The organism is Chitinophaga chungangae (genome assembly GCF_017742215.1).
Classification (GTDB): Bacteria; Bacteroidota; Bacteroidia; order Chitinophagales; family Chitinophagaceae; genus Chitinophaga; species Chitinophaga chungangae.
In genome coordinates this window covers 848734-875120 of record NZ_JAGHKP010000003.1, presented here as the reverse complement: position 1 = coordinate 875120, position 26387 = coordinate 848734, and the positions used below count along the sequence as shown (strand labels likewise).

General features: G+C 51.1%; 15 protein-coding genes. 5 read left to right on the top strand and 10 right to left on the bottom strand.

Annotation, left to right across the window (positions count from 1 at the left end; translation table 11 throughout):
- The first annotated feature begins 50 nt into the window (after nucleotides 1-50).
- The 4 genes from J7I43_RS24945 (at nucleotide 51) to J7I43_RS25045 (ending at nucleotide 9425) form a co-directional block, all read left to right on the top strand.
- Nucleotides 51-5102, top strand: a complete 5052-nt coding sequence (locus tag J7I43_RS24945) for a translocation/assembly module TamB domain-containing protein (RefSeq protein WP_209147225.1) — start codon at nucleotides 51-53, stop codon at nucleotides 5100-5102.
- A gap of 1 nt (nucleotide 5103) precedes the next feature.
- Nucleotides 5104-7410: a translocation and assembly module lipoprotein TamL gene (gene tamL / locus J7I43_RS17905; protein WP_209147224.1), complete on the top strand. Its 2307-nt coding sequence runs from the start codon at nucleotides 5104-5106 to the stop codon at nucleotides 7408-7410.
- Nucleotides 7411-7846: 436 nt separating this feature from the next.
- The gene (locus J7I43_RS17900) at nucleotides 7847-8767 is read left to right on the top strand and encodes a PorP/SprF family type IX secretion system membrane protein (protein WP_209147223.1); all 921 of its coding nucleotides are present in this window, start codon (nucleotides 7847-7849) and stop codon (nucleotides 8765-8767) included.
- A 445-nt stretch (nucleotides 8768-9212) separates the two neighbouring features.
- On the top strand, nucleotides 9213-9425 hold the full coding sequence (locus tag J7I43_RS25045; RefSeq protein ID WP_378108792.1) for a transposase: 213 nt from the start codon (nucleotides 9213-9215) through the stop codon (nucleotides 9423-9425).
- Nucleotides 9426-9570: 145 nt separating this feature from the next.
- Here J7I43_RS25045 and J7I43_RS17890 read toward each other — a convergent pair whose 3' ends face one another.
- The 6 genes from J7I43_RS17890 to J7I43_RS17865 all read right to left on the bottom strand — a co-directional run bounded on the left by J7I43_RS17890 (nucleotide 9571) and on the right by J7I43_RS17865 (nucleotide 18037).
- Nucleotides 9571-10620: an IS481 family transposase gene (locus J7I43_RS17890; RefSeq protein WP_209147222.1), complete on the bottom strand. Its 1050-nt coding sequence runs from the start codon at nucleotides 10618-10620 to the stop codon at nucleotides 9571-9573.
- Between the two features lie 1065 nt (nucleotides 10621-11685).
- Nucleotides 11686-12624, bottom strand: a complete 939-nt coding sequence (locus J7I43_RS17885) for an RHS repeat-associated core domain-containing protein (protein WP_262898771.1) — start codon at nucleotides 12622-12624, stop codon at nucleotides 11686-11688.
- A gap of 640 nt (nucleotides 12625-13264) precedes the next feature.
- Nucleotides 13265-14149, bottom strand: coding sequence for a tyrosine-type recombinase/integrase (locus tag J7I43_RS17880; RefSeq protein ID WP_209147220.1), 885 nt, complete (start codon nucleotides 14147-14149; stop codon nucleotides 13265-13267).
- Complete coding sequence (locus tag J7I43_RS17875; protein WP_209147219.1) at nucleotides 14146-15045, bottom strand: tyrosine-type recombinase/integrase; 900 nt, start codon at nucleotides 15043-15045, stop codon at nucleotides 14146-14148. Before J7I43_RS17875 ends, J7I43_RS17880 begins: the two co-directional genes overlap by 4 nt.
- A gap of 150 nt (nucleotides 15046-15195) precedes the next feature.
- A complete protein-coding gene (locus J7I43_RS17870; protein WP_209147218.1) occupies nucleotides 15196-17844 on the bottom strand; it encodes a CHC2 zinc finger domain-containing protein in 2649 nt (882 codons plus the stop codon).
- Nucleotides 17825-18037, bottom strand: a complete 213-nt coding sequence (locus J7I43_RS17865; RefSeq protein ID WP_209147217.1) for a SymE family type I addiction module toxin — start codon at nucleotides 18035-18037, stop codon at nucleotides 17825-17827. Before J7I43_RS17865 ends, J7I43_RS17870 begins: the two co-directional genes overlap by 20 nt.
- A 145-nt stretch (nucleotides 18038-18182) precedes the next feature.
- Between J7I43_RS17865 and J7I43_RS17860 the strand changes: the two genes are divergently transcribed.
- The gene (locus tag J7I43_RS17860) at nucleotides 18183-18518 is read left to right on the top strand and encodes a helix-turn-helix domain-containing protein (RefSeq protein WP_142678029.1); all 336 of its coding nucleotides are present in this window, start codon (nucleotides 18183-18185) and stop codon (nucleotides 18516-18518) included.
- 50 nt (nucleotides 18519-18568) lie between these two features.
- Here J7I43_RS17860 and J7I43_RS17855 read toward each other — a convergent pair whose 3' ends face one another.
- The 4 genes from J7I43_RS17855 to J7I43_RS17840 all read right to left on the bottom strand — a co-directional run bounded on the left by J7I43_RS17855 (nucleotide 18569) and on the right by J7I43_RS17840 (nucleotide 26371).
- Nucleotides 18569-18844: a hypothetical protein gene (locus tag J7I43_RS17855; RefSeq protein WP_209147216.1), complete on the bottom strand. Its 276-nt coding sequence runs from the start codon at nucleotides 18842-18844 to the stop codon at nucleotides 18569-18571.
- 1 nt (nucleotide 18845) lies between these two features.
- Nucleotides 18846-23069, bottom strand: a complete 4224-nt coding sequence (locus tag J7I43_RS17850; RefSeq protein ID WP_209147215.1) for a DUF6443 domain-containing protein — start codon at nucleotides 23067-23069, stop codon at nucleotides 18846-18848.
- 195 nt (nucleotides 23070-23264) lie between these two features.
- Entirely contained in the window at nucleotides 23265-25217 is a 1953-nt protein-coding gene (locus J7I43_RS17845; protein ID WP_209147214.1) for a hypothetical protein, read from the bottom strand.
- Nucleotides 25199-26371: a hypothetical protein gene (locus J7I43_RS17840; RefSeq protein ID WP_209147213.1), complete on the bottom strand. Its 1173-nt coding sequence runs from the start codon at nucleotides 26369-26371 to the stop codon at nucleotides 25199-25201. The genes J7I43_RS17845 and J7I43_RS17840 overlap by 19 nt, the downstream gene beginning before the upstream one ends.
- Nucleotides 26372-26387: the final 16 nt, after the last annotated feature.

Here is a 26387-nt window from a genome sequence, read left to right as displayed (position 1 = left end):
TTGAGTGAGCGATGTTTTAACCTTTTTACTTTATAAACTGTAATTAATACGTGAATACCCTCCGCCGGAAAAAAATCATTCGCTGGATCGTTGGTAGTGTTTTAACCTTGCTGCTGCTGCCGGTATTGCTGCTCCTGCTGCTGCAGCTCCCGGTAATACAGAATTTCATGCGGGATAAAGCGGAATCTTACCTTCAAAAACAATTAAAAACGGACGTGCGCATCGGCGGGCTGCGGTTTTCGTGGTGGAACTCCCTCACCCTTTCAGACGTGTTCGTGGGCGATACCCGGAAAGACACCCTGCTGTCCAGCGGGGAGCTCGCCATAAAATATAACCTGCTGGCATTGCTCAACAACGATCTCAAGATCAGGTCGCTGCGATGGGAAGACGCGGTGGTGAACGTTTACCGACCGGCCGGCGATTCCAGTTTCAATTTCCAGTTCGCCATCGACGCGTTCAGCTCGCCGGAAGACAAAAAAGACACGCTGATCGAAGAATCCGGCACCACCCTTCAATACGAGATCGGAGAGGTACAACTGCAACGCATATACGTACGGTACAACGACAGTCTTGGCGGCATGCTCGCCAGCGTGCGCCTCGCCAGCCTGAGCATGTTGCCCGACATCCTCCAGCCGTCAAACGGCAAATACCATCTGAAAAGTTTCCAGCTGGACGGTCTTCAGGCCGGCATCCTGCAGCAATACCGCCCCCCGGCGCCCGAGCCGCCCGCTACCGATACCTCTTCCACGCCTTTCGACTTCACGGTGCGCGACCTTTCCATCCGCAACACCGGCTGGTCGTATACCGACGAAAGCAGCGGGCTGGACACCAGGGGCCGCATCGGCACGATGAAGCTGAGCAAAGCGCGTTTCGACCTGTTGCAGACGCTGATCGAAGCCGAGGAGCTGGCGCTGGAAAAAACCACCGCTTCGCTGGACTTCCTCCAACCGATGGACACGGCCGCGGCCCTTCCCGCCGATACGCCCTCCGCGCCCAATACCTGGAAAGTGGCCGCCAAAAGCGTGCAGGCGCGCGAAGTGAATTTCAGCATGGACAATCACCTGGCGCCGCCTTTACCCTATAAAGACGCCGTGGATTACAATCACCTCGGCATTACCGGCCTGTTCCTGGACGTGAACGACCTGGTTTACAGCGAAGACAGCACGCTGCTGACCATCCGCAACGGCGCGCTGAAAGAAAAAAGCGGCATGCATATGAAGGCGCTCAGGGGCAAAGTACGTTACACCCCGAAAGAAGCGCGGCTGCAGCAATTCCTGCTGCAAACCGCCGAAAGCCGCATAGACGCCGACGTGCAGCTGCAGACCGAATCCTGGGCGACCGTTTCCGACCAGCTCGGGCAACTGGCTGTACAGGCCACCGTGCGGCCTACGAACGTTGCGCTGAAAGAAGCCCTGTTTTTTGTGCCCGAAATGCGCACTACGCCCTCCCTTCAGCCTCTCTGGAAAAAGCGCCTCGCCCTGAAAGGCAGTATAAGCGGCAGTTTGGCCCAACTTTCGATCCCCGGCTTCGAGGTAAAGGACAATGACCAGAATTACCTGTTCGTAAAAGGCACCGCCTTCCAGGTGACCGACCCGGGCCGTATGGGGGCCGACCTTTCCACCGTAACGCTGCGCAGCACCAAAAGCGGCATCGAATCGTGGCTGCCGCCCAATACCCTGCCCGCTTCCATGACGCTGCCCGCCACGCTGAACGTAAACGGCAGCATCCGCGGCGGCATGCAGCTGCTTAAACCCGACCTCACGATCGGCACCAACCTCGGCAATGCGGACATCAAAGGCCAGGTAGCCGATTTTATGGATATGGACAAGATCCGGTACGATATGGCCTTGGGCACCCGCAACCTGCAACTGGGGCGTTTATTGGGAGATACTTCCATGGGAAACCTCAACGGCAGCTTTACCGTGAATGGCAGTGGCACCGATCCCCAAAAGGCGGACGTGGAAGCCGGCATCAATATTACTTCGTTTACCTATAACCGTTACACCTACACCGGCATCGAGGCGGAAGCGGCGCTCGCACAGGGCGCCTATTCCGCCAAAGGCAGCATTAAAGACACCAGCGCACAGGCACGCTTCGACGTAAAAGGCAAGCTCGATACGCTGAACCCCGCCATCACCGCCAGGGCCGACCTGGACCGGCTGGACCTGTTCGCCACGAATTTCACGACCTCACCACTGGTGGTCCGCTCCTGTCTCGACGCCGAGCTGGACAATCTCAGCCCGCGCAGGCTCAGCGGTTTTGCCACCATTCATAAGATACAGATCGCCGATGCAAACGAGATCTATACGCTGGACAGCATCCTGCTGAAGGCCGATGCGGCGGACAGCGTGCAGAAGATCAGTCTTACCGGGCCGTTCGGTTTCCTGACGGCATCCGGCGACTTTAACTACCAGACCTTCGCCACCGCGGCCGGCGACCTGATCACCCGCCACCTCGAAGCCGAAGGCACGCCGCCGGCGCCCGGGGAATCGCAATGGGTGAACTTCAACGGGAGCATCAGCATACCCAAAACGCTCCGCAAACTTTTGCCCGACATAGAACTTCCCCGGCCGATGACCCTTAACGGCAGGATGGATACAGACAGCGCATTCCTCGTGGCGCAGCTTTCCGTTCCCCGCATGCGGTACGATTCGTTCAGGGTAGATACACTGCTGGTGGACGTTTCCGCGGACACTACCCGGATGGAGACCCATGTGCTGCTGGGCCGTTTGCGGCACCCGCAGATCCCGCTGGGGCGCACCACGATAGATGTGGTGGCGAAAGACGGATTGCTGGACTGGGACCTGGCCATGGCCGGCAGAAGAGGAAGGCGGCAAGGCCGGGAGCAGCGGCAGGCACAGGAGAAATACAAGCTGGGAGGGCTTGTGCGTTTCGCGCAGGGCGACAGCTTGCTGATTTCCCTTAAAAAGGACCTGCTGCTTAACCAGCAGGACTGGAATGTGGCGGGAGACAACCAGGTGGTGATATATAATGGAGGCGTTGCCTATGCCAATATCGGGCTGCAGCGGGGCCAGCAGCAATTGCTGATCACGTCCTCGCCGGCGGCGCAGGGCGCTACCCTGCCCGACCTGACGGTGGCTTTGAAAGACTTCAGGCTCAGCACCGTTACCAGCCTGATCGAAAAAGACACGGCGCTGGCGGAAGGCATCAGCAACGGCGAGATCAGGATCAGCGGGCTGGACCAGACGCCGCTGATAGACGGAAAACTGACGGTGGACAGTCTTGCCGTGATGGGCTCCTCTCTCGGCCGCCTCGCGCTGGACGCCAGTACCACGGCGGACAAACAGGTGCAAATGAACGCCACGATCCAGGGCAACGACAACGACCTGCGCCTGGCGGGCACTTACGCGGAACAAATGAATTTCCAGCTGGACATCACCAGTCTCAATATGAAAAGCATCGAATCGCTTACGTTTGGCAACGTCACGAACATGAGCGGCAAGCTGAGCGGCAGGGCTACCTTGCAGGGCACCACCGACAAACCGGTGATACGCGGCAATATGCATTTCGACGATGTGGCGGGGCGCGTCACGATGATCAACAACTATTTGCGGCTGCCGTCTGAAGACCTGGCGCTCACGGAAACGGGCATACGTTTCAACAAGTTCGTGATCGCAGACAGCACCGGCAACGAAGCTGTGATCGATGGAGAGATACGCACCACCGACCTCAGTTCCTTCCAGCTCAACTTAGACGTAAACGCCGAAAACTTTATGGCCCTGGGCGCGCAGGACGTGAAAAACAAAGACCAGTTCTATTACGGCCCGGCGTACGTGGACGTGACCGCCCAGGTACGCGGCACGCTGGACCTGCCCCGTGTGCAGATGAAACTGAAGCTGCGCGAAAAATCGGAGGTAACCGTGATGATACCGGAAGAAGAGCCGGGCATAGCGGACCGGAAGGGCATTGTGCAATTTATAGACCCGGCGATGTGGACGGACACAACCCTGCGGCTGGCGCTGAAAAAAGACACCGCCACCACCAGCAGGCTGAAAGGCTTCGTGATATCGGCCGACCTGGAAGTAACGCCCGAATCGACCCTGAAACTGGTGATAGACCAGACGAACGGCGACTTCCTGGAAGTAAAAGGCAACGCCACGCTCAATTTCTCCATGGACCCGAGCAGCAAAATGAGCCTGACCGGCCGTTACGAGATCAACGAGGGGAAATACAACATGAGCCTCAACCAGTTGATCAAACGGGAGTTCCAGATCGAAAAAGGAAGCACCATCATCTGGAACGGCGACCCGATGCTGGCCGACGTGAACATTACCGCGCGGTACGACGTGAACGCCGTGGCCGCCGACCTGATACAGGACCAGATCCGGTCTGACGACCCGGCGCGGAACCGGTACAAACAGAAAGTGCCCGTGGAAGTATATCTCAAGATCACCGGCGAGCTGCTGAAACCGGACATCGCGTTTGAGCTGGACATGCCTGAAAAAGACCAGGGCGTGCTGGACGGGCAGGTGTATACCCGCATCAAACAGATCAACCAGGTGGAATCGGAGCTGAACAAACAGGTAATGGGCCTGCTGGTGCTCAACCGGTTCATTTCCGAAAACCCCTTCGACGCGCTGGACAGCCAGGGCGGCAGTGCGGCGGAAGACATTGCGCGCAGCAGCGTGAGCAAGATCCTTTCCCAGCAGCTGAACAACCTTGCGGGCAGCCTGATCAAAGGGTTTGACGTGAATTTCGACCTGCAAAGCGAAAACGCCTATACGGACGCCGGCTCGCGTGAAGAAAGCACCAACCTGAAAGTAGACGTGTCCAAACGCCTGTTCAGCGACCGCCTCACCGTGAGCGTGGGCTCCAACATCGGCATATCCGGCGCGCAAACGCAGGGGCAAACCGCCAGCTCCATCATCGGCGATATGAGCGCGGAATACATGCTCACCGCAGACGGCCGGTACCGCGTGCGCGCTTACCAGCGCAACCTCACCGAAACAGTGATACAGGGACAGGTGGTGGAAACGGGGCTTACCTTCATGCTTATTGTGGACTACAACGAGTTCAGGGAAATATTCAGCAAAACGAAAAAAGAAAAAGAACAGGAACGCCTGCGAAAGGAAAACAAGTAACATGACCCGTAACCTGAGATACATAAGCCTGTCAGCGCTCGCCCTCCTGCTGGCGGCCTGCTCCACCACCCGCACGGTGCCGGAGGGAGACCGCCTGTATACCGGCCACGAGATTAAATGGACGGAAAAGAAAAAACCGAAAGACTGGAGCGACCTCAAATCCGGCATGGACGAACGCGTTCGCCCTTCTCCCAACCGCAAGTTCCTGGGGATGCCCATCAAGCTGTGGCTGTACAACCTCGGCAACGAACCGAAAGGCAAAGGCCTGAACCATCTTTTACGCAACAAATGGGGCGAAGCACCCGTGCTGATGAGCCAGGTAAGGCCGAACAGAACGGAAAGGATATTAAACAGTTACCTCGAAGACAACGGATATTTCCAGAGCGAGGTAGAGAGCGAGGTCAAAAATAAAGGCAGCAAAAAAGCCAGCCTGGTGATCTCCGCGGAGCCGGGGCACCGGTACACCATCCACCGCGTGCGTTTCGATACCGACACCGGCGTGATCAGCCGGGAGATCATTCTCAACGCCAAACACACGCTGCTTAAGCCCGACGACAATTACAGCCTCGACATGATCAAGGCCGAACGCGAACGGATACACAATCATCTGAAAGAAGAAGGATTTTATTATTTCACGCCCGATTACATGCTCATCCAGGTGGACAGTACGCTGAAGGGACAGGTAGACCTGTACGTGAAGCTGAAAAACACGGCGCCCGCCACGGCACTGCGCCAGTACTGGATGCAAAGCGTGGAAGTGTACCCGAACTACGACCTTACCCGCGACAGCGCGCTGAAAGCCATGGAAGGGCGGCAGTACCAGAACTTTACGATCATCGACCCGGACAGCCTGTTTAAGCCCATCGTGTTCGACCGGTCGGTATTTCTTCAAAGAGACAGCATTTACCGGCTCAGTTCGCATAACATCACGTTGCAAAGGCTGGTGAACCTGGGCACGTTCAAGTTCGTGCGGGGCAGTTTCAGGCCGATCCGCGACAGTTCGCTGCTGGCGGCTCGTTTTTACCTGACGCCTTACCCCAAGCGGTCGTTGCAGTTCGAAGTGTCAGGCACGTCGAAAAGCAACGGGTTTGTGGGCAGCCAGGTGAAGATCTCGGCGCGCAACCGGAATTTCCAGCGGAAGGCGAACGTGCTGGAAATCAATCTTGGCGGCGGCTTTGAAACGCAGGTGGGCGGGAAAACGACCAATCTTTCCACCAATGCGTACAGCTTCAATACCGAGGTAGCATTGACCCTGCCGAGATTTTATACGCCGCTGATCTATTTCAACCCTCGCACGCCTTATGTTCCGCGCACGCGGTTCAGCATCGGGTACGAATTGCTGAACAGGCCGGCCATGTACAACCTGAACGCGTTTACGCTGCAATACGGTTATATCTGGAAACAGACAAAATTCCTGGACCATATGTTATACCCGGTGGCGATCACATATGCCCTGCCCGGGAATATTTCGCCGGAGTTCCAGGTGCAGCTCGAGCAGGACCCTGCATTAAAACAATCCATTTCGAAACAATTCATTTTAGGAAGCAACTACACACTAACCTTTAATAATCAGTCGCCTGCGCGGTACCATAGTTTTTATGCGAGCTTCAATGGCGACATAGCCGGCAACCTCGCAGGGCTGATCGCGAAAAAACAGGACGACGGTTCGAAGACGGTATTCAAACAGGATTTTTCGCAATACCTGCGTGGCAGTGTAGACGGGCGGCACTACTGGAAACTGGGTGATAACCTCCGCTGGGTGAACCGTTTATTTGCGGGGTATGGGTATGCATATGGCAAGTCTGTCGCCGACCCGACGGTGCCGGTAACGCTGCCGTTCGTAAAACAATTCTTCAGCGGGGGCAGCAACAGTATCAGGGCGTTCAGGGCGCGGACGCTGGGGCCGGGCTCGTACCATGAGAGCGAGCAACCGGGCACGAACCTGCTGCTGGCCAATGCGGCGGGCGACATCAAGCTGGAGTTCAATTCCGAGCTGCGTTTTAAGCCGCAGAAGCTGATCGAGCTGGCGGCATTTGTGGATGCGGGGAACATCTGGCTGGGTAAATCGGATTCCACGAAAAAGGTATTTGCGTTTGACCGGTTTTATAAGGAAATAGCGGTGGGCACGGGTATCGGTTTGAGGATAGACGCATCCATCCTGCTGATACGGTTCGACATTTCGTTCCCGTTGCGCAAGCCGTGGTACGACGAAGGAAACCGTTGGGTGTTTGACGAGATCAATTTTGGGGACAAGGCGTGGCGGAAGGAAAACCTGATCCTTAATATTGCGATCGGTTACCCGTTCTGACGATAATTTATAAGACATTTTTCCCGGCCGGGTTTTTTGTGTTTGGGGAGCGACTTCCAATTCAACTTTAATTACCCAAGGGAGCTTTATATCTCCCGGATTCCTCAATAGATGTTTTCAGGGTGGTTTCGCAGAAAAAAAATTTCTTCATTTACTTCAAATTTTATTTCATCGTTAATGCATTTATTTAATCGCCTGATTATCACGCATTAGGAAATATTCATTTATAATACCCATCAATTCCATTTTCACCCCAAACCCGCGCCCGTTAAAGGTCTCATGCGGTTTATTTCATATTTATATTTTTGTTTAATTAATGATTAAATCTATATTTGCAATAAGGCTTTCCATCCCGCCCAGATCGGTCAGCCGGCAGGTGCATCAACCCTGACAGCCATTATAACTAAACATATTTCCTATACCTAATTGATCGTACATGAAGAAAATCTTTACCCTACTTTCCGCGCTTCTCTTCATCGCATCGCTGCCGGTGGCAGTAAAAGCGCAAAACGCGCGCACGCCTATTCAACAACTGGACCCGCTGATCTCGCAGTATTACGAGAACCGTTTCCTCGGCAATCCCTCCCTTGCAGGCGCGGATGCCGGGCTGAACATAGACCTCGGCTACCGCAAACAATGGAAAGACATACCCGACGCGCCCGTTACCTTCGCACTCACGGCGGATTACCAGCTGGCCAAAAAGTTCGGCGTCGGTCTGACCGTTTTCAACGACCAGGCAGGTCCTCTCAAACATACCCGCGCTGCCCTCTCCTACGCTTACCACATGCCGCTGGACGAAAACAACACCGAATTTCTGCATGTCGGCCTCACGACGGCGATCGACAACAAACGCGTGGAAACGAAAAAGACCGTGGTACCGCCCGTCAATCCCACGCCGGATATACAGGACAGTCGTGATACCCAATTCGAAACCGACCTCGGCATCGCTTATACGAACGAAAAACTGACTATTCAGGCAGCGCTGCCCAATGTGCTGGGCACATTCAAGAACACAGACAAAATAGAGCCGCGCAATTCCTCCACTTTTATGGTGGCGGGCTCCTATAAATTCGGCACCAAAAGCTTCCAGATATCGTCCATCGAGCCGATGGTGGCCTTCCGCGGCATAAAAGGCTACAAAAGCATCCTCGACGTGGGCACCAAGGTAAGCCTCGCCAAAAATTTCGTGAACCTTTTCGCGCTGTATCATACCAACAACGCAATGACCGCGGGCGTGGGTTTCCAGTTCAAAAACTCGATCCAGGTGCAGGCGAGCTATACCACGCAGACGGCCGGGGTGAAGAATAATATTGACGGGAATTTCGGGTTGGGGATTAAGGTGCGGTTGTTTAGGTAAAAAACTTTATTTCTATAGGATTCTTATTGAAGAGAAAGACCGCATTTTGGGGATGCGGCCTTTCTCGATTTTATTGGTCCCTGCCTATGCACATTCAGTGCATGGAATTTCAACTGGAACAATCTAATAAATACCCTGATTTACCTTATCACCGCAACCGATAATCTCAATGGCTTCACCCAAACCATCCGGACCGCATTTCTGCAATCTTCCACCTAGATCTGTCTTGTTCATCAGATCCGCAATAGCTGCCGTTATGTGGTCTGGAAAGACAAAGGGAGTTCACCCAGGATCTGAGGGATATTTATGCGGCTCCTACCCGTCAGGCTACGCTGGATAGCTTCGGCAGCAAAAGGGAGGTTAAATATGGCTATGCGATTAAAAGCTGGAAGGACAACTGGGAGGAGCTGACCGTATTCTTTGACTTCCCCATCTAGATTCACCAATCATCTACACCACCAACCTGATTGAAAATCTTAACGGCAAGATCAGGAAGTACACTAAAAACAAGCTATCTTTCCCCACTGATGAGGGTGTACTCAAATCCGTCGACCTGGCACTAAGAGAGGTGACAAAAAAATGGACAATGCCAATACGAAACCGGGGCATTGTCCTGGATCAGTTTTTAACTATTTTTGAAAACAGGATCAGAATATAGTTCCTGATACGAACTCCGATTTTTGAAATTTACACAGTAAATGAGATAGTCCCGTTTAGCGCAACAAAAAGAGCATGGGGGAATTTTCCGCATGCTCTTTTTAGGTGTAATAGTTCCGATTTGCCCTGACAGTCGGGTTAAAATATTAGGCAGCTGGCGGTATGTCGTCCAGCTGTTTTTCTTTTGCTAAAGATAGTGTTTCTTCAAAAGTCTGTAAAGGTGTCCTCCCGAAGCAGTATTTGCCCGTATGTGTCCGATTACGGTTATAATCATCCATCCAGGTGTCAAGATCCGTTTGCATTTCTTCTAGCGAATTATAAAGTTTCTTTCGGAAGGCGATGGCATAAAATTCATCTTGAACAGTCCGGTTGAATCTTTCACAAATCCCGTTAGTTTGTGGGCTCCTAGCCTTTGTCTTGCTATGATCGATGTCTTCCAGCGCCAGGTAAAGTTCGTATTCATGATGTTCACGGGCACCACAGTATTCGGTTCCCCGATCAGTCAGAACACGCAGCAAACGGACGCCGTACTCCTCGAAGAAGGGCAGAACGCGGTCATTGAGCATATCGGCAGCTATCAAAGCATGTTTGCGGTCGTACAACTTGGCAAAAGCGACCTTTGAGTAGGTGTCATTAAAGGTTTGCTGGTAGATCCTGCCGACGCCCTTAATGGTGCCGACATAGTAGGTGTCTTGAGCACCGAGATAGCCCGGGTGATGGGTCTCTATCTCCCCGTGGGCTGTTTTTTCTTCTTTGGCCCGTTCAAGGGCGATTACCTGGGCCTCGGTGAGAACCGTACCTTCGATTCCGGATTTGGCCTCCAGGGCTTTAAGGCGCTTCTTAAATGTTTCCAGGTCATCGCGTAACCAGACACATCGTACACCTGCTGGTGAAATAAAAATGCCTTGCTTTTTGAGTTCATTACTGGCCCGCAGCTGACCATAAGCCGGTTGATCAATAGCCATTGATACGACAGCCTCCTCAATTTGTGGATCTATCCGGTTCTTAACAAGGGGTTTCTTTCTACTGATCTCTTGCAGGGCCGCTTCCCCGCCTTCATCGTATAACTCTTTGAACCTGTAGAAACTATCACGGCTGTAACCGAATAATTTACATGCATGGAACACATTTCCCAATTCTTCGGCTAATCTTAATAAGCCTACTTTGTTTTTAATTAACTTTACCGCTACATTCATGTCTGGCAGTTTTAAAGGGTTGATTAAAGTGTGGTTACTTAAAATTAACCCTAACTGTCAGATTAAATCGTAGCTATTTCATTTTTAGGCAGGAAAATATATTCTATAGTTTTGTTCTTATACAGTATAACACTGTCTTTTCCAGTGTTGACATCAATGGTAACGCCATGCATCCCGTCTTCCCTTTCAAGAAAATACTCTCTTCTCTCTTTTAACACTCCGCTTTCGTTTGTTTTAAAGAAAAGTAGGCTCTTTTAAATGTAAAACCGAGATATCCTTCACTGCCATACCTGTTGAGGCATTCTGAGTAAAAGGCAATTTCTTTCTGTAGTCACATGTTGCAACAAAAAGTATCAACAGTCAAATGATTACAGGTATTTTCACCATCGAATCATTTAAGACAATAGAAGGATTCAAGCTGGATATCAATATTAGAGAGAGCAGGCTACTTACAACAATTACCTAGAATAGCCTATCCCATAGACGCATTCAACTGCTTAATCTCTCAATCGCTATCCAACTGTATTCGATCTCATCGCCTAGAAGTCGCTAAATCCTATCAAGATATTGCGCCCCAGCTTGCAGCAATACTCAACTTTAATCCAATAAAGACTCATCATCACGCTGTACATTAACAATAATGTAAATAGCATACAAAAATCATTTCTTGGAACCGAGATATATGGCTAACCCAAAGAAGCCAATTATACTTATGACTCCGTATAGAAAGAAGAACCCGCTTCTTTGTTTTCTTGACGACTCTGCTTTCTCCAACCATTTCTTTTCTACTATTCTAACAGAGTGCTTCTCTCGATATATATATCTTATGTAGGTGAATACTTGAAAGACTATAAATACAACGACAGCTATGAGCTTATTGAGTTTTCCTTTAGGGTTAACCACCGCTTGAATAAGCATAAGTATAGTCAGCACATTTATTGCTTGAAATCCCCCTACTATTCCAGCTGAAGTTGATTCTGCACTTTTTTCATTATAGCGCGAATAAAGTTTGTAAAGGAGATAATATAAAAAATCAAAAAATAACATTAGTTACAATTTATATTGTTATGGTAGCCATCCATTTCTAAGCTGATATTCCATGTTTGAAAAACCTGAAATCATAGTATCCCATGTAGATGAAACAAAATTTGATGTTTTATCGGTTAAATCTCCAATATGGTTACCAATATTTTTCCCTGTGGCTTTTTTAACAATTGGATCCACAAGATAATAAGCAGCTCCAATCACCCATCCCACTCCGGGAATCAGAGCCACTCCACCCATAATTGCATCTGTACCATTTTTCCAGTTCAAGCCATTATTAGCAATATCAAATCCCGTCACAATGATACCAACAAGAGCTACTCTTCGTCCTAAAGCATCAACAGTAAGGCCTTTCACCACTTTACACTCACCCATATTTATAACTTCATAGGTGGTTCCCGTATATCTATTTACAAATTGCTGCAAACCATTAAGACCGTTAATAGTAAAATCCGTCGAAGTTGAAGTAGCTCCCAATGTTGTAGCTGTGGCATCAATAATTTTCTGATATTCTTTTTGTCTTTTTTTCATGGGGTCATCATCTTTGCCATTATCACTATTATCACTGTTTTCATTATCATCATCAGCAGCCTTATAAACTGTGCTACCCATTGCATTTATTTGCGTCCAAGCGTTTTCATCATTTACTATTTCCCCATTTTCATCAATATATTTTTTAGCTATCCAATCATACGTAAGCATCCCATCAGGATCTATAAAACGGACTGGATTATTAAACGTATAATTATATGGCGACCATCTTCTGGACATTTCAGTAAGTGGATCAATATGATTCCATCTCCCTATCTGCGGATCATAGATCCTCGCCCCGTAATCATACCACTCTAATCCACTACCTCCATTGCCCGCGAACTCCTTGTTCTGTAGCTCCTTCCTATTATACTGGAACTTATTCTCTGTCTTGTACAGCGCCTTATAACTGATCTGATCCATGGTCAATCCAAATGGATAAAAATTACCGCCTTCCCCGCACGCCTGTCGGCTTTTTCAAAGAACCGGTTTTAAAGATATGCGTTTTTATTTTCAATTGAAAAAACAAAAGGGAAGGGCAAAAAACACATCCATAGCGGGCGAAGGCGGCAGGGAGACCTTGAACAGGAACGCCTTGCGCCGCCTTCGCCCGCTATGGATGCGCCAAGACTGCACTGCCGCCGATCAGGGTACTGCTGCCCCCGTTCGCGGCAGGGCATGTTCTCCCGCTCGTCCCTGATCCGCCGCCCCTCCGCTGCATTTTCTTCCGCTTCGATCATCCGCGCTCCCGCCACCTGTCCACCCGCCATGCGGCGCAGGGTCCGGGGGCGGGAGTGTGAGCGAAGCGAACACGGAGCCACCGGTTACCCTGCGCCGCCGGCAGGTGGCGGACGTATATGGGGCTGCGCAGGGATGCGACCGAAGGGAGCAGGCCGGGAGCTGCCCGAACGAAGGGCATGGGAAGGGCGGCCACAAAAGAACGCAGTCAGTCAGGGAGAACCTTCGCTCGTGTACACCCGCGCCCTTCCCATGCCCGCAGTGAGACCGCTTTTCCTGTCCTTGCATAAAGGGAACGTGCAAGTGATGGGGAACCTGGCTTTGCCCGCCGCTACAGGGAGCCGTGATGATCCGAGTGGATCCCGATCTCAATGGGGTGATGCTGATCTAACTGCGCCTGCAGATCTTCCAGCCCGGATAACTGGTAACGCTGCGTGCTGCTCGCGTATTTGTGACCGGCCATATACTGCACCTGCCGCACATTGTAATGACCCAACCACTCCGTGATCACGCTCCCCCTGATCTGCTGCACGCTCCTGATCGCAGGATGCAATGTTTTCAGGGCTTTTAGCAGCCTGCTCACTTCTTCCCGCAGGTAATGCCCGTTCAGCAGCCGCATGCCGCGCATAGCCGGTTTCGATAACTTCCCGTGCACACGCACGCAATGCTCCAACTGGCGTACCTGCGCCGCGTCCAGCTTTAAACGGCGACCGTTATATGTTCTGCCTCCGCGTACATATAACATACCTTCCTCCAATCGCACGTCCGTAATTTCCAGCTGGCGTATTTCACGAACCGTCAGACCCTGGAACACCAGCAACCCAAGGATCACACGCCCGCATAACGTAGAAGCATATAACGCGCAATAGTTTTTGTACAGCTCATGCAGCGTTTCCTCATCCAGCATGCCCGCCGGTAACCGCCGCGGGATGCCTTTGATGTACACGCCCGCCGCCGGGTTGCTGCCCGTTGCTTTAATAGCGATCCGCCAGTCATAAAAATGCCGCACCACGCACAGCAGCATCGCTACCGTCTCCCGGCTACGACCGCCCGCCTGCAGCCACCGCATAAACTCCAGCAGCTCCTCGTAACATACGCCGTCAGGATGTATATATTCCGATTGCAGCCAGTCCGTAAACACCGACAGATACTTTTCATACGTACAGATCGTGGCCACGCTATGAGCCTTGCTTTGTAAATATTGTCCGAACGTCATAAAGAACCATTTACAAGGTGAGTGTATAACTGCGTGCTGTCAAGGCTTTCATGGCCGAGGAAGAGCTGTATTTTTTCCAGCGGCACACCATTTTGCAAAAGATGTGTAGCAATACTATGCCGCAAGGTGTGCGTGCCGATATCCTTAATAATACCGGCCGTTTTAGCCAGTTGCTTGACCCGGACATACAAAGACTGCTTGCTAAGCCCCTTGCCCGTATTTGCGCCTAAAAACAGGCTTTCCGTAGATCGTTGTAACAACTGCGGACGGCTTTCGCTCAGGTAGTCCTGTATGTGTTGCAGATTTTGCTGCGTGAGTGGAACGTAACGTTCTTTATACCCCTTGCCCTTGCGCACGTAAAGCAGCCGCCGATCTGTGAGGATATCCGATATTTCAAGGCTCGTGCCCTCGTTCAGCCGTAGCCCGCAGCCATAGAACACTGCCAGCATCGCACGGTCACGGATGCCCAGCACCGTATCACCGGTAACATGGTAGAGCTGCCGCACTTCTTCCACCGTCAGCCATACCGGCAGCCGCTTTTCTCCTGCTACCTGCCGCAACGCAAAACCCTCGCCCCCCGCACCCGTCTGCCGCAGGTAACGACCCAGTAACGCCAACGCCTGTACGTATTTGTTGAGATGGCCCGCACTGTGGTTTCTTTTAGTGCGGATGCCTGTTTGTAATTGCTGGTGACTGATAAAAGCGTTCGCCGAAGATGCGGTTAAACTATCGAGGGTAACGTTGCCCTGATGCTCTTGCCAACGGAGGTATTCCGATATATGCCGCGGCAGGTTGTACACCGTAGTGGGCGCATAGCCCAGCGTTTGCAGCCATACGCTAAAACTATCCTGCAACCGCGCATACGCCGGGCTGTACAATAAGTTCAAGGATGCCATAAAATCAGTTTGATAAGGTTACAATCCGATGGAGGAGGGCTAACAAAATTTCCTATTATTATCTTTTCACCGAACTACTGAACCACTGACGTGATCCCTTTACTGTGGCCGGCCAGAGTGGTTCACCTGCCCAACTGAACCACTGGTGAACTACTGCACCACCGGGCTGGCCGGCTTTACTTCGATGCGGGCAACGATCGCCTGCAGCTGGCTGTCGATGCTGCTTTTCAGCGCCTCGTATTCATCCATGCGGATGATCGTGTATTCGTAATGCCGGTAGCGGTTGCCGCTGCCTTTCAGGTAACCGTACCGTTCCAGCTCCGACAGGTAGCGTTTGAGCGTACCCGGCGCGATGCGCAGCTGCTGGCGGATTTCACGCGCCGTAAAACTATCCTTGCCCTCCGCCGCCAACAGCGCCTTGAGCTGCTCCAAAAAAATCCGCGTGGCTTTGGCCAGCTCGTCGCCCTTGCTGAACAGCACTTCCTTTAACAGGTGCAGCGCCGCCCGGATATCTTCCGGCGTGGTCTCAATATAGGGTTGGCCGCTGCCGTCTTTCTTTTGCACCCGCTGGTACTGGTGATAAAACGTCACTGCCTCGATAAAGGCCAGCAGCAGCGTCATCGTCCGCCGCGGCTTGAAGATCTCCGAAGGCAGCGTGATGTGCTGCGCATAAGGGCTGACCACCCGCACCGGCTGCAGCACTTGCTGCACGTTGCGTAAAAGAGATTTGATGGCCTGCTCTTTGCCTTGATCGATCTGCCCGGCGCTGGCGCGCGTTTGATAGGCCATGATACGACCGTCCTGTTCGGCCGAACCATCCACGTACAGCAGCAGACAGCGGTTGGCGTTATCCTCGTAGAGCTTCTCCCGCGTCGTACAACCGCTCACGCTCACCGGGCCTTCCACCACCACCGTGATCGTCTTTAAATTCCCCTTCGTGTCCTTGATGGTCACCGTTTTGGAGATACGTTTTTTACTTTGCAACTCCCTTAACGGGTACAGCGAACTCTCCGCCCCGTCCAGGTCTTCGATCAGCAGCAGCTTGTGTTTAAGCTCATCCTGCCGGAAGTAATAAAAAGCGTTCTCCGTCACCTGCGTGATCTCGATCTTTTCCTCAGCAGGCACCAGGTCACTCACTTTCTCCTGCAAATACGTCTTACCGCTGCCGCTGGCGCCGAGGAACATCACGTGCAACGGCGTGGCCTGCCTGCGGCTACTATACACCAGGTAGGCGATCAGCCGGTTCATTTCTTCCCCCACAATGCCCGACTGGCCAATATCATCGCTGGTGCGGCGTAGTAAATTCGGCTGCTGTAAATACTGGATAGCTGCCTGCCTTTGCGCAGGTGTGAGCGCAGGTTTGCTCTCCGGCTTCGACTGCAACCGCTCCAGACGCTGCGCACGGTAGCTTTCCAGCGCACCCGTCAGCTGCGCCACCAGCGTCACCACCGCCTGACCGTTCATATCAAAGGTCTCCGTAACCAGCTGCACCAGCTGCTGCACCTGCCCGTGATGGTACAGGTCAAGGCTGTGCCGTACCGGCAAAAACAGGCCCTGCTTGTGTTCCACTTTCAACGTCACCCGCAACCGATCTAAGCCGGTCAGCCGGACACCGCCCAACACCGTCACCTGCAGCAGCGCACTCTCATACACCAGCAGCTCCGGGTTAGCCGTGTGCAACCGGTCATCGATAGTAGTAGGTATAGGGATAACAGGAGCCTGCTTGTTTTCAATTGAAACAAAAAATTCTATTGGTTGACGTTGTTCGACTAGATCAACCAACACCTGCGCATCATCATGGCTTTGCAAGACGCTGTTGACGTCCTCGCCATCAGGTAGCACCACCTGCGTGAACTGCACATGCGGCAGCAGGCCGGATAAGGTTTGCGCGTGTTTGATCGTGGCCGCCCTGCCCGCTTCGTCTCCGTCCAGGATGAAGAGGATTTCACATAACGCCGGCAGCTTGATGATCGCCTGCTGATGTTCTTCGGTAAGGCCATTGGTCCCATACAAAGCCAGCACACTGTATTGCGCGGCAATGGCCGGTTGCTGCAACAGGCTCGCCGCATCGAGGATGCTTTCCGTCAGGATCAGCTTTGTGGTAACCGGTGCAGGATAGCACGGATATAAACCCGTTCTGCCCGTCATATAAAAATGCCGCTGATCGTTGTTGTTCGTGATGCTACGCCCGTACAAGCTCACGATCTTGCCGGCCGCATCCTTTAACGGGAAGATCACGCAATCCTTTGCCCACACGCTGTAACCTCCGGCTGGCTTGGCTTTGAGCAAGCCATGTTTTACCATGCTGGTAACCAAATGATGGTTCTTGCTTTCCACGTGTAGTCCGCCGCTGTTATACCCACACTCGTGCTGCCGGTAATCCAGCCCGCGGCCTTGCAGGTAATCGGTCGCCTTGCGCGAGGCCGGCAGCGCCTTCCTGAACGAGCCGAACACTTTGGTTAGAACTGCTTCCCGTTCAAGTGGATCAGCGGAAGATGCTGCTACCGGCAGGACGGCTGGCACGGCGGACGTTACACCGATGAGCGTCTTTGCCTTCATGATCGCTTCGTGGGTGCTGCACCTGTCCATCAGCTCGATGAACCGGATCACGTCACCCGTACCTGCGTTGCAGTTGGTGGAGAAGCAGCAAAACGTGTTCGTCTTCGGGTACAGTTGCAGTGAGGGCGTTTTATCGGCGTGGAACGGGCAGAGCAAACGACCGTGTTTGTCCGGGCACAGGCCGTAATGGGCGATCACCTCCGACAGCCGCAAACGATGCTTAAGCTCTTTGATCTCCATTGCACAACTGTTTTTTGATCGTCAGGTAACCATCGTTCACGATGATCTCCAGTTGATCGCCGATAGCAAAACCCGCCTGCTCCAGCCAAACCCCGCTCAGGTTCAGCCACGGTAAATATTTATGACCCCTGTCTCGCGGATGCGCTTTTGCACCTACCTTTATCAGGCGCAGTTTGTTAACCTTGCGTGCCATGTGGAAAAATATTTTATAGTACCTATTGGTAACAAAAGTAATGGATTGGTTTTAAACTACCAATACTTTTTTATTTTGTATAGCACAAATAAGTAACCTAAATTTGTTAACCCCTGCATTTACAGGGCTTTAAAAGCACTTTTATATGACTTTCGGTGAACGCATCGCCTTGCAGCGCAAGCAATTAAAACTCTCGCAAGACGACCTGGCTAAAAAGGTGGGAACTTCCGCGCCCATCATCGGCAGGTATGAACGCGGGGAGATAAAACCATCCATAGAGATGGCCAAGAAAATCGCCGATGAGCTGGAAGTGACCGTGGATTACCTGATCGGCGGAACCGCCAATATGGTGCTGGATAAAAAACTCCTCAAAAGAATGGAAGACATCGAAGCCCTGCCGCCGGAAGAAAAAGAGAAAGTGTATTATTTTATCGACATGGCTATCACTTACAACAAAACTAAAAAAGCATATTCCAGATAAACAAAGAGCCCCCGCGATCCGCGAGGGCTCTTTGTTTATTCACATATTATTTATTGGATAATCCATGGCTGCCTACTTCCTGCTCGATAAGCTACTCCGCCAATAGGTAAATCAGAAATTTCTAAGATAGATTCATCCAATTTAATCATTTCTTCAAGTGAGACTATTAAATAGTCGCTGTCATTAGTACATTCATCATCTCCGATAAACTCCCACATACCATCATCCTCATGATGGAAGACTGATAAAATTGGCTTCTTATCTATAAAAACAAACTTAGTTGTTAATACGGCAGTATTTAAGGTATCATCAAATCTTTTTTTCACTTTAATTATTTGATTTTTTTAAATTCTCTTCCTTTGATAGCACTTGTTGGTTAGCATTGCTATTGGAGCCGCCTTTGGATCGGGGAGTTACATGATCCACCTCTGCAGAATTTGGATCGGCCTTTTCTCCCTTCTTAAGTTTCCCAGGGGGATTTAATTCACGCCCATCACCATCACTTTTTAATTTCCCACCATTTTGCTTCCGATTTTCTTCCAATATCCTTTGCCGCTGCGCCCTCGTTGTTTCTTTTCCAGGTTCAACCTTTCTAGGCTCCTTTAAGTGAGAATATTTGCCTTTTGAATCAGCAGCAGGCGCATTTCCTTTCAAGGCTCCTTTAAGCGCTACATTGCCTGGAAGATTCGAGGATTCTGGAACTGTCACTGAACCCTCCGCCTCTTTTTTAGCGGCCTTCTCAGCCTGCTGTGTTCGCAACTCGCTCTGTGATATCGTTATTTGAGGTGCAAATGTTAAGTTCCCGGTGCCTACCAGTCCTGGATTGACACTTACTCTATCTTTCACCTTATCTATGACCATTACGATACCTGCAGAGGCACCCAAAGCAGCCAGTGCATCGGCTAATGCCGGTAAGACATAAGGTATTGCGGGGCAAATCGGGCATTTGCCATCCGGATCACTAAAGGTAACTGGGTTGTTATATGAAAAGTGGTAAGGTGTTAAATCTTCCTGATTATCTTCCATTAACGGATCTAACTGCAAAAACCGTCCAATCTGTTGATCATAAGTTCTCGCATTAAAATCATATAACTCTAACCCACTGCCATTGCTGAACTCCTTGCTCTGTAACTCATTCCCATTGTAACCGTATTTATTCTCCGGCCTGTAAATAGCCTTCCCGCTTATGCCGTCCATCGTCAACCCAAATGGATAAAAATGCGTCTCTTCCAGCACCGGCCCCGGGTTGGTGATCACCACCAGGTTGTCAAAATAAACGTCCTGCGACGTTTCGTTGCTCGTGTAAACATACAAAAATCCGCTCTTTTCCATCACCATTTTACCCTGCGCCAGTGTCTGCAGTTCGTCCGGCGTGGCCTGCACCTGTTTGACACCGCTGTTGTCTTCCACCAGGTTGAACTGGTCGTCGAATAGCACGTAGTTCAGGTAAGCTTTCGGCCGCTGGGGGTTGGATGCCTGCGGGTCTTTGTCTTTTAAACGCTGGTAGGCGTTGCTGAACGCGTTGTTGAAGGGCGTATTGCCAGCGGTCGCTGCCATATTTCCTGCGTGGCCCGTTTCTGCCGGGGATTGGCCCCCAAAGGCGCTGATCAGCGCACCCAGCATATCGGCCGGAGGGGCCGTCTTTTTGTTTTGCTGTGCCTGCCCGGACTTGTAGAAAGCCTTGGCACCGATCTGCACCGTGTCCCCCGCCATCACTTTCAGCACCAGGCTCGGACCAATCTTTTTGTCCGGGTTGTCCCCATTGAGCTTCGAGACGAAGCTATTCTGATCCGTGGTAGCATCCTCGGGGTAACCCACCGGTTTATCCGCCCTTGTGGCGTCGATGTTACTGAACAAGGCATTTTCCTTCGCGGCATTCTGCGTTTCCATGCTGGCCAGGTAAGTGGAAAAATCCGTCTGTTCGGTCAGTACCATCCGTATGTTGCCCAAATGGTCTTTGAGGAAGTAATCATAAAAATACGCCACCGGCTGGCCCGTTTTGTACGCTGCCCGGATACGGCCTTCCTCGTGCGACACGAACCGCAGGCTGTCCTGCTCGTATACAAAACCGCCAATATAGTCGGTAGTCGTGATCTTCACCGGGCTCACCGTGCTGTCTGTTACTGTCTTGCGGTGTTTGACGCCGGCCGCGTCGTATTGGTAGGCAATACTGCCTTTGCCGTTGATATGGATAAACGCCGGCAGGTTCAGGTGGTTGTACCGGATAGAATCGATCAGCTTGTTGTTGTCCTTGCCCATGTTGCCGTTGGTGTCATAGGCATAGTCCACTGCCTGGCCGGATGTAGTTTCTTTGAAGTCTCCCAATGTGGAAGCCGGATCGTTGGCAATGTCAGTAACCGCTTTTAGCTTGTTGGACACATCGTTGTAACTATAGGTCAGGTTGTCGATGGCGACGCTGGTCGCGCCTTTGCGGCCGTATTGCACCATTTTCAGGATGTTGCCGTTGGCATCATAGGCGGTAGTGGGCGTGGCACCGTCTCCCATCAGCACGCTGTAATTATAACCGGCGGAGATGTCCCAGGTGGTCGGGGAGCTGCCCACCCGCTGGTTAAAGTCCGCTTTCAGCAGCCGGTTGGCTTTGTCATAGGTAAAACCATACGCCCGCGCCATCGTGTCGTTATAACCCCGCCATTTGATCCCCGCGATATTGCCGTTCAGTTCCCGGTTTTGAAAACCGTAGTCGTAAGCCAGTTCCTGGCCGAAGAAGTGGTTGCTGTGTATGGCTGCCACCACGTAGTCCTCGTTGACCGAACGCAGCCAGCCACGGATATTGTACCCGTAATCCAGCGTTTCCAGGTTCGTGGAAGCACCAATTTTCAATGCTTTATTACGCAACTGCCCCAGTTCGTCGTAGCTGTTTTGGGCAATGATGTATTCGGTGCCGCTGTTGAGCTTTTTACCTACCTGCAGCACCCTGCCGGCATGGTCATAGGCCGTGCGGGTAATGATCCGGCTGTTGGGCGTTACGGAGCTACGTTGATTTGTATGACGCTGGGCGCTTACCAGCAGTTTGCCGCCGAAGTCGTACAGGTTCGTGACCACATCCGTTCCACCCGTGATATTGTCAGCCAGCACCTGCTGCACCCGGCCTTTGTCGTTGTAGTAGATGCTGGTGGTCAGCCATTGGTCCGTGTCCAGTACCCGCACCCTCGTGCCGGTCACCAATCCCTTGGTCAGCCCGGAAGCGGCCGTGGGGCGTTCTTCGTAGAAAGGCCCCGTGCCCAGTGGCGCCGGCAGTTCCGTGGTCGTGTAATAAGCCGTGTTTTCTGTTTTTTTACCCGTATAGTTGTAATCGTCGTAATTGGTATAGGTCAATGCATACAGCTTCGTCGTATCTAATGCCGGTGCATTGACAGCGATCAACGTATCGATATATAGGTACGCTGCCGGGTCGATCTCCAGCACCGTTTCTCCGGCCAGCACTTCGAAGCCCGGCAACACCGTGACGCTCTGCCGGCCTTTGTAGGCCGCGCGGCCATCGTGAACGTTCACCACCAGGTCGTCTTCGACGGGGACCTTTTTGGTGACCGTCTGGTTGCCCGTGGCCACGTTCAGATTGCTGCGCAGTGTTGCCACCGGGGTAGTCGTTGTGTAAAGCCCCGTCATCACCGGCCGGTTCAGCCCATCGTAAAGCGTGGTCAGCCACTGGTTGGCCCGGCGAAGCTGCCCGTCCTGGCTGAACACCAGCCGGTCCCGTACGTCATAGACCATCAGTACCGGTTCGGTACCGGGTACCTGTTTAAGGATCATCCGTTGGCGGCCGTCGTATTCATAGCGGAAACACAGCTCTTTGCGCAAAGAAGCGTTGGCCAGGCTCCAGCCCGTGCCCATCAGCGTTTCCACCGCTTTGGGCGGCAGCACGTAACGCAGGTTGTTCAGATCGTCGTATACGTAATAGGTGTTCAGCCAGCCCAGGTGCGCCGTGCCCGGTGTGGCCGACAGCTGTACTTTTTTTAAGATGACCAGCCCGGATTTATCCTTGTATTCCACCACCTGGTTACCTGCTTCATCCGTTGTCACGTTTTTATACAACTCGCCGGCCGGGTAATTAGCACTGCTGGCAGGATAGCTGCCGTCCGCCGCCGCGATCGTCCAGATCTTTACCGAATCGGCCGCGGTGTTTACCAAATATTGCTGGCTCACGCCTACGTTCGAGCCCGCCCAGGCATTGCCCGGCGCCAGTGTTTTAGTCACCCGGTTGAGTGGCGAAGCTTCAAATTGCGTCTGGCTGTAAAACACCTGCTCACCCGGGTAAGGCGCCGAGCCCGAAGTGGGGGCGTAAAAGTTTTTCTGATCGTTGAAAGGGTTGGTTTTAAAAGCCCCGTCGCTGGCAGAAGATATATACGGCAGGTATTGATATTGCTGCCGGCCAAAAGCATCGTACACCACCGGCGCCACCAGGTCTTTTTGCAAAGGAGAACCTTTGCGCGTCACCGTTTGCAAGGGACGGCCCAGGCCGTCCACGTATTGGGTGGTCTGGCGCACTTTTTTGACGTCTATTTCCGCTGACACCACAGCCGGATCGGTCAACGGAAGCGAGGGTTCCCACGTGCGTACGTAGTTAATTTTAGTGCCCGCCGGGTAAGCAGAAGGGACCGTATTGATCGTCTGTGATGGCGCAGCAGGCTGCGTAGCACCGTTCGGCTTTTGCGCAAAAACCGTTGCGCTGCCCAAGGTTATGATAACAAAAAAAGAGAGCGGTTTGTATCCTTTCATAGGGCGCTATTAGGGATTAACGTTATACTGATAATCGAACTGCTTGAGTATCTTGCCATCCTGGTCCCGAATCAGCTTAAGCCGGTCAAAGGCATCATATTCATAATAAATAAGTGAGCCATTAGCACCTCCCTGGGCGATCATGCCTTTCCCTGGATCGTAAACAAAAGTTACCAATTCGCTTCCTTTGGGATAAATTTTTATTTCATCGATATTTCCTCCTCTTACCTCTACATTTGCCACTGAAGAAAGCTCTACCACATAACATTTCCAGCCAGCCACTTGCAAAGTCGGCGCCTGCGTAAGCAAAACATTGTTGACCCATGTATTGCCTGTACTCCAAACATGCAGAATATAATTACCTAAAGGAAGGGATTTTGTAATGCTGCCGTTCAGGACTTTGGCGCCAGTAATTCCACCGGTGCCTGCAATAACCGGATTGCTTCCAAGCGACCAACCGCCCAAACCGTCCGATTCAAATGAAGTATATGCGATCTGACTGGCAGCTGCATTGGTAGCGCTTCCGATAATACGCAGCCTATCCGCACTCCAGATATAAGCTTGTCTTTCGCCACTATCCTTCAAGGCATTCAGTACTCTCCCCCTATTGTCGAAAGAGAAGTCATATCTCGTTTTACCCATCGTGCTGCCAGTCGGCAAAAACTCATAACCTGTTTTCAACACCATGTCGTTCACTGCATCGTAAGTATATTCTGTTTTTTCCGTACTTACCAGCTTAGTTCCCTGGTACGTTGCTGACTTCAGGACAGGTGCCAGCATGTGCTTGTAGTTAGCGGTATATTGCTGCCACATTTGAGGTAAACCGAGCGTGATACTGGCATTATCCGGGTCCGTATCACCAGGATAATACATCAGCGTTTTCCGTAACTGACCATTCGAGCTAGTTTCTTCTGAACTTACAGGTGCAGTCAAACGCGGTAAGCCGGTTGCAGGAACAACATCTTTGTAGCCATACATAATTGTACGCGTCAGCTGCCCATCAAACACCGTTTTAGAACTGAGTTTCACCCAAAAACAATCGAAGCCGCTTATCCCGCAATTGAATTCACCCAGAATATAACTCACCTGCGGATCGGACGGACAGCATCCGTCCCTGTTCTGCAGGTCATTATTACAAAAGCCGGTATTCACACCAATGCCCATCATTTCCGGCACACGCCAGTAATCAATATCACGTGTAAACTCAAACGTGTAATTATTGGTTTCTTTATGCACGGGGTCTGTGGAACCGTATTTGTAGACAGTTTTTTCCATCAGAAAAACATTTCCCGAATAGGTTCTCATAAAGTTATAAGTAGTCTTTCCCCCTTGACCATCGGGTGTTCCAATGAATTCCGTTACATTTTCATAAAAAAGCCCTAAGTCGCCAAAGTAATCATTAGTAGAATAAGGAGACGATGTATATGTCCTGATCCTCGTAGAAGGAAATGCGCCAGGTGGAGCCCCCCACGGTCCGCAACAATCCATTAGGTAATAATCGACCCATCCATAGCCGGGATTATTGTAGGGTGTGCCCGGAGCTCCATAATCGTAATATCTGAACATGCTGTTCTGGCCATCATTATCTTCCAGGGAAGCAACTCTTATCCCTTTGGCGGCCACCTCGTAATTTATCTTCGTATAACCACCAGTTGGATAAGAGACTTTTTCAAGCGCAAATATCCGGGCATTATAAAACACAACGTTCCGGTCTGCCCAGTTATTAACGTAACCGACAGAAATGCTGGATTCATTCTGGATCACAGATTCTACATCACTACCTTGAAGTGGCACCAGCGATGTGTTGTATGCTCCGTTATAATAATTCCAGTGATCGATGCTCAGTTCTTCCTTGCTCATCGTACTAGCCGGATCAACTCGATTTTCGTCCACGTAAGCGAAGTCAAAAATCTTGTTTTCTCCACCACCGGCAATACTTACCCTTAAAGCTTTAGCCAGCATGTGGCCGCGCTCGTTGTGCTGCCAAAATACCCATGCGTAAAGGAGATAACCTTCATTGGATTAACCAGATCAGTTTTACTAAAGATCTTTATCGTATCAATACGTGTTTCTCCTCCGTCGCTGCGACCGGCTGTGATGTATTTAATCAAAAAATTATCACTTTCTATTTCATTTGTATAATAGGTCCGTGTAACGGTCTTACTAAAAGCATCTTCTCTTTCAAATTCTGTAATATATTGAGTGCCATCAATCTGTTCCCTTGCAATAAGTGTAACCGATCCGATTTGATGCACCCCTTTCGTATTCACATTACCATTCGAAGTATATCGGAAGTCAATTTTTGATTTGGTATTCTTATTTTCCATTCTGGACACCCGCCATGCCGTAGTAGGCTGGCCCTCATTATAAGTATCGATAGTAGAGCCGCTGCAAGTACCCGGGCGACTTACCGAAGCTGAAGTGGCCCAGTCCGCTGCATCAAAAGTATATTCAATGCCATCCGGCGTCGTGACCTTGAATACAGGAGATACAGGGTCACCAGTTCTTTCTATCAGTAAATCATTATAGTCGATTTTCACCGCTTCGCCATTGAGCATCATAAATTTTCCGGAATATCTAGGAATATTGTATATATAGAGGTCGGGTTGGGCATCATACAATTTAAAGTTGAGACGGTTATAGGTAAGGTTATATTCATAACCCACGTTTCCCGGCGCGGTGTAATAATAATACTCGGTTACGCCAGGCCCCAGCTCCTCCGTTAGCTCGGGTAAAAAATCGTCATATCGTTTCATCAACGTTCCATGATCGTCAGGAACATGCTTTATTACTCGTATGATTACGCTTTCTGTAATCCCCCAGCCAAGGCCGATGGCAGAAGCGTCTTCTTTTACTTTAAAACCACTGTAATCGTAAAATAATGAAACGGGGTACTCAAGCCCATTCTCTTTTAATTCAAACAATGGTATATTCTGTTGTGGCAAACCATTTGAAAGGCTTGGCGGCGACATTGCATAACTGCCCAATGATGCAAGCTCCGGGCTGGTAGGACTTTCAAAGTTCACCACGTTCTTCAGTTCAACAGGACCATTCTGGGCTAATGAATCGCGGGTTAAAAGTACGATTGTCAGGTAAAGGAATAATTTCTTAAACATGAAAACTTTGTATTAA